Annotated in this window: 14 protein-coding genes; 5 read left to right on the forward strand and 9 right to left on the reverse strand. The window is 65.7% G+C overall.

The window, feature by feature from the left end; genetic code table 11:
- Positions 1 to 46 precede the first annotated feature (46 nt).
- On the reverse strand, positions 47 to 2218 hold the full coding sequence (locus tag EV664_RS07945) for a primosomal protein N' (RefSeq protein WP_133495161.1): 2172 nt from the start codon (positions 2216 to 2218) through the stop codon (positions 47 to 49).
- Between the two features lie 71 nt (positions 2219 to 2289).
- Positions 2290 to 2712: an organic hydroperoxide resistance protein gene (locus EV664_RS07950; RefSeq protein ID WP_133495162.1), complete on the reverse strand. Its 423-nt coding sequence runs from the start codon at positions 2710 to 2712 to the stop codon at positions 2290 to 2292.
- Between the two features lie 107 nt (positions 2713 to 2819).
- Between EV664_RS07950 and EV664_RS07955 the strand changes: the two genes are divergently transcribed.
- A complete protein-coding gene (locus tag EV664_RS07955) occupies positions 2820 to 3284 on the forward strand; it encodes a MarR family winged helix-turn-helix transcriptional regulator (protein ID WP_133495163.1) in 465 nt (154 codons plus the stop codon).
- Positions 3285 to 3370: 86 nt separating this feature from the next.
- On the forward strand, positions 3371 to 4024 hold the full coding sequence (gene fsa / locus EV664_RS07960; RefSeq protein WP_133495164.1) for a fructose-6-phosphate aldolase: 654 nt from the start codon (positions 3371 to 3373) through the stop codon (positions 4022 to 4024).
- Between the two features lie 59 nt (positions 4025 to 4083).
- On the opposite strand, the gene EV664_RS07965 is transcribed toward fsa, so the two are convergent.
- On the reverse strand, positions 4084 to 4272 hold the full coding sequence (locus tag EV664_RS07965) for a hypothetical protein (RefSeq protein ID WP_133495165.1): 189 nt from the start codon (positions 4270 to 4272) through the stop codon (positions 4084 to 4086).
- A 200-nt stretch (positions 4273 to 4472) separates the two neighbouring features.
- On the opposite strand from EV664_RS07965, the gene EV664_RS07970 reads away from it, so the two are divergent.
- Positions 4473 to 5366: a tyrosine recombinase XerC gene (locus EV664_RS07970; protein ID WP_133495166.1), complete on the forward strand. Its 894-nt coding sequence runs from the start codon at positions 4473 to 4475 to the stop codon at positions 5364 to 5366.
- A 124-nt stretch (positions 5367 to 5490) separates the two neighbouring features.
- Here the strand turns inward: EV664_RS07970 and EV664_RS07975 are convergent, their stop codons facing one another.
- The 4 genes from EV664_RS07975 to rsmI all read right to left on the reverse strand — a co-directional run bounded on the left by EV664_RS07975 (position 5491) and on the right by rsmI (position 8603).
- Positions 5491 to 6099, reverse strand: a complete 609-nt coding sequence (locus EV664_RS07975) for a DedA family protein (protein ID WP_133495167.1) — start codon at positions 6097 to 6099, stop codon at positions 5491 to 5493.
- 47 nt (positions 6100 to 6146) lie between these two features.
- The gene (gshB, locus tag EV664_RS07980) at positions 6147 to 7109 is read right to left on the reverse strand and encodes a glutathione synthase (RefSeq protein WP_133495168.1); all 963 of its coding nucleotides are present in this window, start codon (positions 7107 to 7109) and stop codon (positions 6147 to 6149) included.
- A 307-nt stretch (positions 7110 to 7416) separates the two neighbouring features.
- On the reverse strand, positions 7417 to 7770 hold the full coding sequence (locus EV664_RS07990) for a YraN family protein (RefSeq protein ID WP_133495170.1): 354 nt from the start codon (positions 7768 to 7770) through the stop codon (positions 7417 to 7419).
- Complete coding sequence (rsmI, locus tag EV664_RS07995) at positions 7767 to 8603, reverse strand: 16S rRNA (cytidine(1402)-2'-O)-methyltransferase (RefSeq protein WP_133495171.1); 837 nt, start codon at positions 8601 to 8603, stop codon at positions 7767 to 7769. Before rsmI ends, EV664_RS07990 begins: the two co-directional genes overlap by 4 nt.
- 10 nt (positions 8604 to 8613) lie before the next feature.
- Here rsmI and EV664_RS08000 point away from each other — a divergent pair, with 10 nt between their 5' ends.
- On the forward strand, positions 8614 to 9813 hold the full coding sequence (locus EV664_RS08000; RefSeq protein ID WP_188656384.1) for a penicillin-binding protein activator: 1200 nt from the start codon (positions 8614 to 8616) through the stop codon (positions 9811 to 9813).
- Between the two features lie 79 nt (positions 9814 to 9892).
- Here EV664_RS08000 and hemW read toward each other — a convergent pair whose 3' ends face one another.
- Entirely contained in the window at positions 9893 to 11056 is a 1164-nt protein-coding gene (hemW, locus tag EV664_RS08005) for a radical SAM family heme chaperone HemW (protein ID WP_133495172.1), read from the reverse strand.
- A 22-nt stretch (positions 11057 to 11078) separates the two neighbouring features.
- Here hemW and EV664_RS08010 point away from each other — a divergent pair, with 22 nt between their 5' ends.
- Positions 11079 to 11654, forward strand: coding sequence for a CAP domain-containing protein (locus EV664_RS08010; RefSeq protein ID WP_133495173.1), 576 nt, complete (start codon positions 11079 to 11081; stop codon positions 11652 to 11654).
- Positions 11655 to 11868: 214 nt separating this feature from the next.
- Here EV664_RS08010 and ada read toward each other — a convergent pair whose 3' ends face one another.
- The gene (ada, locus tag EV664_RS08015) at positions 11869 to 12918 is read right to left on the reverse strand and encodes a bifunctional DNA-binding transcriptional regulator/O6-methylguanine-DNA methyltransferase Ada (protein WP_229668176.1); all 1050 of its coding nucleotides are present in this window, start codon (positions 12916 to 12918) and stop codon (positions 11869 to 11871) included.
- Positions 12919 to 13046 lie beyond the last annotated feature (128 nt).

Below are 13046 nucleotides of genomic sequence, written 5' to 3' on the forward strand. Positions count from 1 at the left end.
TTGCCCTCGCGCCTTGTCCCCGATCGGTCGGGCTTTCGCAAGACCGTCAGAGGAAGCTGTACGGATCGACATCGACCGCGACGCGCACTTTGGGCGACCAGTTGAGCGCGCCGATCCAGTCGCGGATCACATCCTGCACAGCAAGCGCGCGGCGTGCATGGACGAGCAGGCGGAACCGGTGCCGCCCGCGCAGCATGGCGAGCGGCGCGGGCGCGGGACCGAAGACCATCATATCGGCGATGTCGGGCGCTGCGCGGGCAATGGCGGTCGCGGTAAGCTGTGCCGCCTCCTTATCCTCGCTCGACACGATGATCGCGGCATAGCGGCCGAAGGGCGGCGCATCGGCATCGCGCCGCGCATCGGTCTCCGCCGCGTAAAAGCTTTCCGCATCGCCGGTGACCAGCGCCTGCATCACCGGCGCATCCTTCGAATGCGTCTGGATATAGACGGTGCCGGGTTTCTCGCCCCGCCCTGCCCGGCCCGATACCTGCATGATCTGCTGAAACGTCTTTTCCGCGGCGCGAAGGTCGCCGCCCTCCAGCCCCAGATCGGCGTCGATCACGCCCACCAGCGTCAGATTGGGGAAGTGATAGCCCTTGGTCACCAGCTGGGTGCCGATCACGATATCGATCTCACCCGCCTCCATTCGCCGGACGAATTCGGCGGCGCGCGCGGGCGACCAGAGCGTGTCGGAGGTGACGATCGCGGTGCGCGCTTCGGGCCAGAGCGCCGCTGCCTCATCGGCGATCCGCTCGACACCGGGGCCGCAGGCGACCAGCGTATCCTCCTCGCGGCATTCGGGGCAGATTCGCGGCGTCGGCATGGTATGCCCGCAATGGTGGCATGCGAGCCGCGACGTCAGCCGATGCTCGACCATCCACGCGGTGCAATTCGGGCATTGGAACCGGTGACCGCAATTGCGGCACAGGGTGAGTGGTGCATAGCCGCGCCGGTTGAGGAACAACAGCACCTGTTCCTTGCGCTCCAGCGTTGCGTCGATCGCCTTGACCAGTTTGGGCGCGATCCAGCGGCCGCGTTCGGGCGGATCGGAGATCATGTCGATCGCCTCCAGCGTCGGCAGTTCGGCCTTGCCGAAGCGCCCCGGCAATTTCAACTCGGTATAGCGGCCCAGTTCGACCTGATGCCGGGTTTCGATCGCAGGCGTGGCAGACGCCAGCACGACGGGGCATTTTTCGAACAGGCCGCGCATCACCGCCACGTCGCGGGCGTGATAATGCACGCCCTCTTCCTGTTTGAAGCTGGTTTCATGCGCTTCATCGACGATGATGCAGCCAAGATTGGCGTAAGGCAGGAACAAGGCCGATCGCGCGCCCACCGTTACCAGCGCCTCCCCGCTCGAAATCGCCCGCCATGCGCGCCGCCGCTGCGACTGGCGAAGGTCCGAATGCCATGCCACGGGTTCGCAGCCGAAGCGTTTGGCGAAGCGCGCGAGAAACGGCTGGGTCAGCGCGATTTCGGGGAGCAGGACGAGCGTTTGCCGCCGCGCCCGGATCGCCTCTGCCACCGCCTCGAAATAGACTTCGGTCTTGCCCGATCCGGTGACCCCGTCGAGCAGGAAGGGGCGGAAGGCGTGCTCCGCCACGGCATCGCGCAGCACGCCCGCAACCTCCGCCTGACGCAGGGCGAGTTCGGGCGGGGCGAAATCGGCGACCGGGATGGGGAACGGCGCGTCGAGATCGACCTCGACCGATTCGATCGCGCCGGTCTTTACCAGTCCGCGCAGCACGGCGTCCGACACTTCGGCCATGGCGGCGAGTTCGCGGATGCTGCCCTGCCGCTCGCCGATCCGTTCGAGCGCCTGTTCGCGCTGCGGCGTTAAGCGTTGCGGCACTTCGCCCGTCGCACGATATTCCAGCGTGGTGCGTGCGCCCTCCAGCGCCGATGTGGAGGCAAGCGCCATGCGCAGGACGGAGGCGGGGGCGGCGAGATAATAGTCTGCCGTCCATTCGATCAGGCGGCGCAGCGGCGCGGAAATCGGCGGCGCGTCCATCACGCCGATCAGGTTGCGCAGCCGGTTGTCGCCGACCTCTTCGGTCGGAAGCCGGTCCGCCTCCCACACCACGCCCAATAGCTGGCGCGGGCCGAGCGGTGCGACGACGATCGACCCCGGCCCTACGGTCATGCCGTGCGGCACCCGGTAATCGAGCGGGCCGAGCGCTGCGTTCATGATGATGACCCGGGCGCGGGAAGACTGCATGGCGGTGCCTTACCGCGACGCGCGCGAGGGAGGAAGGGGCGCGCTCAGATGCCGCGCCCCTTCGCTCCGGCTCAGGCGAGCGAGAGCGTTACGTCGATATTGCCGCGCGTCGCATTGCTGTACGGGCAGACAGCATGCGCGGCATCGACGATCGCCTGCGCTTCGTCGCGCTCGATACCGGGGAAATCAGCAGTCAGCGCGACGGCAAGGCCATAGCCTTCGCCCTTGTCATTCGGACCGATGCCGACCGTTGCGGTGATGGCGGCTTCATCGGGCAACGTCACCTTGCGCTGGCCCGCGATCAGCTTTGCCGCGCTCAGGAAACAGGCCGCATAGCCAGCGGCGAACAACTGTTCGGGATTGGTGCCTGCGCCGCTGCCCCCGCCCAGTTCTTTCGGGGTGGTGAGCGTCACATCCAGCGCGCCGTCTTTCGAGCGCGCGCTTCCTTCGCGTCCGCCGGTTGCCACGGCACTGGTCGAATAGAGCGTCTTCATGTCGGATATCTCCTTTAGGGGCATGATATATATCGTGCACGATATAATCGTTCAAGATACGACGCGCGCTATTTCGTCTTTGCGCTTCGCCGCGCTATAGAAGGGCGATGGAAACGGCCGAACCCGATCTTTCCGCCGAGTTGCTGGCGCTGGATAACCAATTGTGTTTCGCGGTTTATTCCGCGAACCATGCGATCACGCGCATGTACAAGCCGCTGCTCGACCGGCTGGGCGTCACCTATCCGCAATATCTGGTACTGCTGGTGCTGTGGGAGCGCGACTCGGTTCGCGTGGGTGAGATTGGCGAGCGGCTGATGCTCGAAACCAATACGCTGACGCCGCTCCTCAAACGCCTCGAAACGCTGGGGCTGGTCGATCGTCAGCGCAGTCCGCAGGATGAGCGGCGGGTGATCGTTTCGCTGACCGACAAGGGGCGCAATCTGCGCGGCGAGGCGGCGCGCCTGCCCGAACGCGTCTTTGCCGCCAGCGGATGCAGCGTGCCCGAGGTGCAGGAACTGCGCGGCGCACTGGTCGCGCTGCGCGATCGGCTGCGCGCGCGCAGCGGCGAATAGGCGCTGCCGGTTCGATCCGGGGTGACCTTTCGCCGATCAGCGGTTAGGGAGCGCTCGAAATTCTGCCTGCCAGGGAAAGCCAAGCCATGAAATTCTTTGTCGATACCGCCGATACCGCCGAAATCCGCGATCTGGCCGAATCCGGTCTGGTCGACGGCGTCACCACCAACCCGTCGCTGATCCACAAATCGGGTCGCAAATTCCTCGAAGTGGTCGAGGAAATCTGCGGCATCACGCCGGGGCCGGTTTCGGCCGAAGTGGTCGCGCTCGACCATGAAACCATGATGAAAGAGGCCGAAGTGCTGCGCAAGATCGCCGACAATGTCGCGATCAAGGTGCCGCTGACCATCGACGGCCTCAAAACCTGCAAGGCGCTGACCAGCGACGGCACGATGGTCAATGTGACGCTGTGCTTTTCCGCCAATCAGGCGCTGCTCGCGGCGAAAGCGGGCGCGACCTTCATTTCGCCGTTCGTCGGGCGTCACGACGATATCGGGTTCGACGGCATGCGCCTGATCGAAGATATCCGGCTGATCTACGACAATTATATGTTCGATACCGAGATTCTGGTGGCGAGCGTGCGCCACCCCGTCCACATCCTCGAAGCGGCGAAGCTGGGCGCCGATGTGATGACCGCGCCGCCGCAGGTGATCCGCCAGCTGATCAAACATCCGCTGACCGACAAGGGGATTGAGGGCTTCCTCGCCGACTGGGGCAAGACGGGTCAGACGATCGGCTGAACGGCAATTGCCTCGCGCTCGCGCCGCGTCGCTCCCGGGCGGTGCGGCGCGGTGCGGGCTTAGCGGAAATGGCGCTGCTGGCGCTCCAGCTCGCGCAGGACCCGGTCCAGCCGGTTGACTGCGTCATCATCGCCCGCGCGCACCGCAGCGACAATGGCGTCGACGAGTTGCTGGTGCCTGTAGGGACCGTGGAACCCGACGGGCGATTCAGCATGCGATGCATTGATCTGCCGAGCGCCATGAATCATCGATCGTCCCAAATCCTTACCCGGCGGCAAACCGCCCATTTCACCGGTGATCGCGCACTGCCCGGATGCACGGTCACTTCCCCCTGTTGCAATGCATATAAGCCGGGCCTTGATGAACGGTATCTTTCAGCTACGCGTTTTACCGGATGGTCCGTGATATATTCACGGCGGCGCGCTATGGTGCCGCAAGGGCAATAGTCATGATATCCGATCTTCCCACGGGCTTTGCCCGCCATCTCGGCACCGACCGGCGGCGTTCGGAGCATACGGTGCGCGCCTATCGGGCGACGGCGGCGCGCCTTGTCGCGTTTCTGGGACAGCATTGGGGCGAGGAGATTTCGCGCGCCGCGCTTGGCCGGGTAAGCGCTGCCGATCTTCGCGCCTATCTCGCCCATCGCCGCAGCGAGGGTCTGTCCAATGTGTCGGCGGCGCGGGAGGTATCGGCGATACGCGGGTTTCTGTCCTGGGCAGGCGAAGGGACAAGCGGCCCGCCGCTGAAGGGCCCTCGCGTCAAAAAAGGCGTGCCGCGCCCGATCGCGCCGGATGAAGTGCTGGCGCTCGCCGAAACGGTGGCGGAGGAGGCGAGCGAACCGTGGATCGCGGCGCGCGACTGGGCGGTGCTGCTGCTGCTTTACGGCGCGGGGCTTCGCATCGGTGAGGCGCTGATGCTCGAGGGCGGCATCTTTCCGCTGGGCGAAACGCTCAGCGTTACCGGCAAGCGGTCGAAGACGCGGATGGTCCCGCTATTGCCGCAGGTGCGCGAGGCGCTGGAACGCTATGCCGATCTTTGTCCCTTCGGTGTGTCGTCCGGATCGCCGATCTTTCGCGGGGTAAAGGGAGGCCCGCTATCGCCCGCGCTGGTGCGCCGTTCGGTGCGGCACGCGCGGGCCGTGCTCGGCCTGTCGGATCGCACCACCCCGCATGCGCTGCGCCACAGTTTCGCGACGCATCTGCTGGGGCGCGGCGCGGATTTGCGCAGCCTTCAGGAATTGCTGGGCCATGCCAGCCTCAGTTCGACGCAGATCTATACGCGAGTCGATGCGGCGCATCTGCTGGACGTGTATCGCAACGCCCATCCGCGCGCGGAGGGATGAGCCGCTTGATATAAGGCGTTATCGTCATTGCGAGTCCGGCAGGGCGCGGCAATCCAGCGCCGTCGCGCGTGCGTCACTGGATCGCTTCGTCGCTGGGCTCCTCGCTGACGATCCGGTCCGGGAATCACTCCTCGCTCGGCGAAGGCTTCCATGTGAAGACGCGCCAAAGATACCAGAGCGCGACCAGCGCCACGATCGCGATCGTCACCGGCCCGATAACCTGATCGAGCTTGCTGAAGTTGCGCCCCAGATAATAGCCCGCGCCGACCAGCACGGCGTTCCAGATCAGCGTGCCGGTCGTCGTCCAGGCAAGGAAGCGCGGCAGACCCATATGCGTCATGCCCGCAGGCAGCGAGATCATGGTGCGAAAGGTGGGGAGGAAGCGGCAGACGAACACCATCCAGCCGCCATGTTTGTGGAAGAATCGCTCGACGCGTTCGATCTCGGCCCAATCGACCGTCAGCCAGCGGCCCCAGCGATCGACAAAGGGTTTGAGCCGTTTGACGCCCAGCTTTCGCCCGACCCAATACCAGAAGCAATTGCCGACGACGCTGCCGATCGTACCGGCGATCAGCAGCAGTTCGAGGTTCATGTTGCCGCGCGCCACCGCGATTCCGCCCAGCCCCATGATGAGTTCGGACGGGATCGGCGGCACGACATTTTCCAGCGCCATCAGGAACGCAATGCCCCAATATCCGCCTGCGGCGATCAGGTTGATGACGAACTGGCCCATGGATGCGAACGAACGCGCCGTATCGTCGTAAAGGTCCGGGCGGCGCTTCAGCGCGTCGTCAATTCACCCACGCGCCGTTCGACCGCGTCCCAGATCATCCCCGAACTGTCGGTGCCGTTGAACTTGTCGATCGCGACGATTCCGGTTGGCGAGGTGACGTTGATTTCGGTGAGCCATTTGCCGCCGATCACGTCGATCCCGACAAAGATCAGCCCGCGCTTCTTCAGCTCAGGCCCCATCGCCGCGCAGATTTCGCGCTCGGTTTCGGTCAGTTCGGTCTTCTCCGCGCTGCCCCCGACCGCGAGGTTCGAGCGGATCTCGCCCTTGCCCGGCAGGCGGTTGATCGCGCCCGCAACCTCGCCATCGACCAGCACGATGCGCTTGTCGCCCTTGGCAATGTCGGGAAGGAAGGCCTGCACCATATGCGGCTCGCGATAGGCATTGTTGAACACCTCGATCAGCGAAGAGAGATTCTGCCCGTCCGAATCGATCTTGAAAATCGCCTTGCCGCCATTGCCGTGCAGCGGCTTCACCACGATCGACCCATGCGTATCGAGAAACGCCCGCGCCTCGTCATAGCTGCGGGTGATGAGCGTGGGCGGCATGTAGCGCGCATAATCGAGCACGAACATTTTTTCGGGCGCATTGCGCACCTGCGCGGGCTCGTTGAGGATCACCGTCCGGTCGCTGATCCGCTCAAGAATGTGGGTGGCGGTGATATAGCCGAGATCGAAAGGCGGGTCCTGTCGCATCAGCACGACATCGGCCTCTTCGCCAAGGTCGAGATTGACCGGATCGCCCAGCGTGAAATGATCGTCCGGGTTCGCGCGCACCTCGACCGGCCATGCCTTTGCCCAGACGCGCCCGTCCGAATAATTCAGCGCTTCGGGGGGATAATAAAAGAGCCGATGGCCGCGCGCCTGCGCCTTCAGCATCAGCGCAAAGGTCGAATCCCCGGCGATATTGATCTTGTCGAGCGGGTCCATCTGGCAGGCGACGGTCAGGGTCATATGCGTCCTTCAAACTCGGTTGGCCCTGAGCGAAGTCGAAGAGCCGTTCTTTCTTCCCGACGAGCGAAAAGAAGTGCAGGGCTTCGACAGTGCTCAGCCCGAACGGTCATTTAGGGTGCCGATGTCGCCAAGTCACGTGCAGGGCCGCACGTCGCCCTCTCCGTCGCCCCGGCGCAGGGAAAGGACCGTGTTGGCGCAGACCATTAATCGTCGCCCCGGCGGAGGCCGGGGCCGGTGGATGGGATGCACAACAGGGCGGCCCCGGCCTTCGCCGGGGCGACGATGGAGTGCCGGGGCGACGGGGAGCTCACCCGATCCACGCATTTTCGATATGCACCGGGCGCAGCGACGGCGTCACCAGCACGACGTCGATCCGCACATCCTCGCCCCTGGTCGCATAGCGCGGCGCAAGCATCTCTGCCGCCGCCGCGACTCGCGCCAGCCGCCGTTCGTCGATCGCATGGTCGAGCTCTTCCGCCCGGCTGCGTGTCTTCACCTCGACGAACGCAATGATCCCGCCGCGCTTGGCCACCAGATCGACCTCGCCGCTTTTGGTGCGCACCCGGCTGTCGAGGATTCGCCAGCCTTTGATGCGCAGGAACCATGCCGCGACCGTTTCCCCGCTTCGCCCGCGCATCTCGGCGCGGCGGCGGTCGGTCACTGCTTCATCTCGAGCGCGCGGGCGTACAGCGCCTTGCGATCGAGCCCCAGCCGCTTCGCAACCTCACCCGCCGCCTTCGACACCGGCAGGCGGGTGAGCGCTTCGGCGAGCGCTGCATCGGCATCTTCCTCGCTGGCGGGCGGTGCCTCGCCCGGCGGGCCGACGACCACGACGATCTCGCCTTTCGGCGGCGGGGCATCGGCATAATGCGCGGCGAGCCCGGCAAGCGTTCCGGTGACGCACTCCTCGAACTTTTTCGTGATCTCGCGCGCGACCGCCGCTTCGCGTTCGCCAAGCCCCTCGGCCAGCGCGGCGAGCAGCGCGGCAAGCCGCGGCCCCGATTCGTACAGGACCAGCGTCGCCCGCACGCCAGCGACCTCCACAATCGCATCGGCGCGCGCCTTGGCCTTGGTGGGAAGGAAACCCAGAAAGAAAAACCGGTCGGTCGGCAGCCCGGCCAGCGTCAGCGCCGAAACCGCTGCGCACGCACCCGGAATCGTCGCTACCAGATGCCCCGCCGCCCGCGCTTCGCGCACCAGCTTATACCCCGGGTCGGAAATCAGCGGCGTTCCCGCGTCGGAGACCAGCGCGACCACTTCGCGGCCCATCCGCTCGATCAGGCCGGGCCGGACGCTTTCCGCATTATGGTCATGATAGGGTATCATCACCCGCTTCACCCCGATATGGCGGAGCAGCCCGGCAGTGACGCGGCTATCCTCCACCGCGATCACATCGGCGGCGGAAAGGACCGCTGCGGCGCGTGGGGTGAGGTCGCCGAGATTGCCGATCGGCGTGGCGACGATATAGAGACCTGGCGCAAAATTGGGGTGCATGGAGATTGTAATGGCAGAGGCCATAGTGAAACCGCAACGGGGCATGGGCCTCTTCCGCATGATCGCGCTGGCAGGGGCGATGGCGCTCAGCGCCTGTTCGGGCATCGTTCCGCGCGGAGCGCCCGAAACGAACCAGCCCCCGCCCCGGCCGACGCGCCCCGCCGAAAACCCCGAACCAGTGCGCCCCGGCATCCCGCAGGATGACCAGCGGCACCGCGTCGCGCTCCTTGTCCCGATGTCGGGCACCAATGCGGGGGTGGGCCAGTCGATCGCCAATGCGACTCAGATGGCGCTGCTCGACACCAAAAGCGAAAAGGTGCGGATCACCACCTATGACACGGCGGGCGGCGCAGCTTCCGCTGCGCGCCGCGCAATCGAGGACGGCAACGGCCTGATCCTCGGCCCGCTTCTGTCGGAGGATGTCCGTGCGGTAACGCCGATCGCCGCAGCGGCCAAAGTTCCCGTGCTCAGCTTTTCGAACGACAGTTCGGTCGCCGGAAACGGCGCCTTTATCCTTGGCTATTCGCCTGCCCAGTCGATCGAGCGGGTGGTGAGCTATGCAGCGAAGAGCGGCATGACCCAGTTCGCGGCGCTGGTTCCCATCGGCCTGTATGGCGAGCGCGCATCGGACGCGCTGCTGCGCGCGGTGCGGCAGCAAAAGGGCGATGTCGTGTCGATCCAGACCTATAATCGCAGCCGCGCCTCGATCGACGCGGCGGTCAAGCGCATCCCGGCGACCTCGCCCTATCAGGCGATCCTGATCGCCGACAGCGCAGGGACGGCGGCGCTCGCCATCCCGACGATCCGGGCGACGACCGGCGCATCGGCAAAGGTGCTGGGCACCGAATTGTGGAACACCGATTCGGCGGTCGGTGATAACAAGGCGCTGAACGGCGCATGGTTCGCCAGCGTACCCGACGGGCTGTACCGCCAATATGCCGAGAAATATCGCTCGCGCTTCGGCAAAGCACCCTATCGGCTGTCGACGATCGGCTATGATGTCGTACTGCTGACCGTGCGGATCGCGCGCGACTGGAAGATGGGCCAGCCCTTTCCGGTCAGCGACCTGATGAGCGATGACGGTTTTGCCGGACTGGACGGCGCGTTCCGCTTCAACAAAAACGGCGTCGCCCAGCGCGCGCTGGAAGTGCAGGAAATCCGCGACGGGCAAACGGTGACAATCTCGCCCGCGCCGAGCAATTTCGACTGATTCCCGCGCCACAGGTCGTCATTGCGAGCCCGAAGGAGCGCGGCACCAAGCCGGGTTCGCAATGGCGAAGGCGTGGGGATCAGTCGACGGGATCGACCACGATCTCTCGCAATATCGCGTCGAGCAGCGGCATGCCCGCCTGGGTAACGCGCAGCCGGTCGGGCGTCGCCTCGACCAGCCGCTGCGCGGCAAGCCGGGCGATGCGGTCGGCATCCAGCCAGCGGTCGGGCGCAGCCTCGCCGATCCCGGCGATCCGGGCGAGGTCGACGCCCTCGTCGAGCCGGAGCCCCATCAGGATCGCCTCGGTCGCGCGGATATCGGGTTCGAGCGCATCCTCGGCCTTCAGCCCATGGCCGTTGCGCGCCACCGCCGCCATCCAGTTTTCCGGCTTTTTGTGGCGCAACGTCGCGCTGTGCAGTCGCCGCCCATGCGCGCCCGGCCCTATCCCGGCATAATCGCCATAGCGCCAATAGGTGAGGTTATGACGGCTTTCCGCCCCCCGCCGGGCATGGTTGGAGATCTCATAAGCGGGAAGCCCCGCGCTCGCGCTCATGCTGCGCGTCGCGTCGAACAGATCGGCGGCGGCATCACCCTCGGGCAGCGTCAGCTCGCCCTTCGCGAACAGCGTGGCGAAACGGGTGCCCGGTTCGATCACCAGCTGGTAGAGCGACAGATGTTCGGTCCCGAAGGACAAGGCACGCGAAAGCTCCGCCTCCCATGCTTCAAGCGTCTGGCCGGGCCGGGCATAGATCAGGTCGAAGCTCACCCGGTCGAACGCCTTTTGCGCGGTTTCCAGCGCCGCCAGCCCCTCGGCCACATCATGCGCGCGGCCCAGAAAGCCGAGCACTTCGTTGTCGAGCGCCTGTAATCCCAGCGACACCCGGTTGACCCCCGCGCGCGCCAGATCGCCGAACCGCGCCGCCTCGACCGAGGAAGGGTTGGCCTCCAGCGTGATTTCAATTTCCCGACCGAACCCCCAGTGCCGCTCCGCCGCCGCGAGCAAAGCCGCAACCGTTTCGGGCGGCATCAGCGATGGCGTACCGCCGCCGAAAAAGATCGACCCCAGCCGCCGTCCGGGCAGCAGCGCCGCCTCATGCGCCATATCGGCGAGCAGCGCCTCGCACCACGCCGCCTGATCTACGCTATCGCGGACATGGCTGTTAAAATCGCAATAGGGGCATTTGGAAACACAAAAGGGCCAATGGATATAAAGCGCGAGCGGCTGCGTTTGGGCGGCGATCATGGAGCGGCATATGGCGACGGACATGCGTTTTAGGAAGATCGCGGCGGGGCTGACGGCGCTCGGCCTTGCCGCGTGCACGGTTCCGGCGGACAGCACGCCGCAGCGCGTGGTCGAACCGCGCAGCTTTGCCGGCGAAGCGCCGCGCGGGGCCGATCAGCTGAAACAGGCGATGCTGACCGGGCATAATCGCGCCCGGGCGGAAGTCGGCGACGCGCCGCTCAGCTGGGACGAGGGACTGGCGCGCGAAGCCGATGCCTATGCGCGCGAACTCGCCGCGACCGGACGATTCGAACATTCCGAAATGCAGGACCGCCCCACCCGATCGGGCGAAAATCTGTGGACCGGAACGCGCGGTGCCTATCTCTATTCCGAGATGGTCGGCCATTGGGTCGCCGAAAAGCGGTTCTTTGTGAACCGGCCGGTGCCCGACAGCTCGAAGACCGGCACCTTCGGCGATGTCGCGCACTATACGCAGATCGTATGGCCCGCGAGCACGCGGGTCGGCTGCGCGCTGGAAAGCAACGCTCGCGATGATTTTCTGGTGTGCCGCTATGCGCCTGCGGGCAATGTCTTCGGCGAAAAGGTGTTCAACCGGTAGGGCGTGGGAGGCGCTATTCCTCCGCTTACCGTTCGGGCTGAGCTTGTCGAAGCCCCGTTCTTTTCTCGTCCGAAGAAGAACGGCCCTTCGGCAAGCTCAGGGCGAACGGAATGGATGATAGCGGGCGACCAGAACCGTTGGTGCTGAGCATCGTCGAAGCACCGTTCTTCTTTTTGCTCAGCCCGCGGCTCTCCCCTGACCCGCCCCGCGCCCTTCACTCCTCCACCCCCTCGCGCTTCCGCAGCGCGCGTTTGCGCTCCACACCATAAGCATAGCCGCCCATCGATCCGTCGCCGCGCTGGACGCGGTGGCACGGGATGAGGATCGCGACATGGTTCGCGCCGCACGCGCTTCCCGCCGCGCGCACCGCACCGGGCTTTCCGATTGCGGCGGCGATCTCGGCATAGCTTCGCGTTTCGCCGGGCGGGATGCGGCGAAGCGCCTGCCACGCCGCTTCCTGAAAAGCAGTGCCGCGCACATCGATCGGCAGGTCGCTATGACGGCCGGGCGTCTCCACCTCCGCCACCACCTTCGCGGCGAGATCGGCAAGCGCATCGCCGCCCGGCACGATATCGGCATTGGGGAAGCGTTCGACCAGCACCGCTGCGTCCTCATCGAACGAAACGCGGCACAGCCCCCTGTCGGTCGCGGCGATCAGCAGCGGGCCCAGATCGGTATCAGCGATCGTCCAGCGAATCGTCACGCCCTCTCCGCCACGTTTCCATGCGCCCGGCGTCATGCCCAGCCGCTCTTTGCTATCCGCATAAAAGCGGCTCGGTCCCGAATAGCCCGCAGCGTAGATCGCATCGGTCACCCTCTCCTCCTTCGCCAGTGAATCGCGCGCACGCTCCGCCTTCAGCGCGCGGGCATAGGCGGCCGGGGACACCCCCGTCGCGCGTTTGAACAATCGCTGGAAATGATGCGGCGCATAGCCCACCGCCCGGCTTAGTTCGTCGAGCGGCAGCGGCAGCTCCGCTCCCTCGATCAGCGCGAGCGCGCGGGTAACGGCCACCGCGTCGCGCGCCGCATCGTCGGGGCGGCAGCGCAGACAGGGGCGATAGCCCGCCTGCCCCGCAGCAGCGCCGTCAGCGAAGAATTCGACATTTTCACGGCGCGGTCGCCGGGCGGGGCAGCTCGGCCGGCAATAAATCCGCGTTGTCTTCACCGCGACGACGAAGCGCCCGTCGGCGGCCCGGTCGCGCGCGTCGAATGCCGCCCATGCCATCCGGCCCTGCTCGCCGTGAAGAGAGAATTTTTTGTCCATCGCCTGCCTCTCTACTTGCCTGGGCGGCATGCTGGCATCCCGGTAATTGCGATCAAAGCACAGCGGCCCGAAGAGAAAACATCGCATATTCGCGATTCTCGTGCGGCTTGCCCTACAGGCTTACCGAT

The organism is Stakelama pacifica (assembly GCF_004361835.1).
GTDB lineage: Bacteria > Pseudomonadota > Alphaproteobacteria > Sphingomonadales > Sphingomonadaceae > Sphingomonas > Sphingomonas pacifica.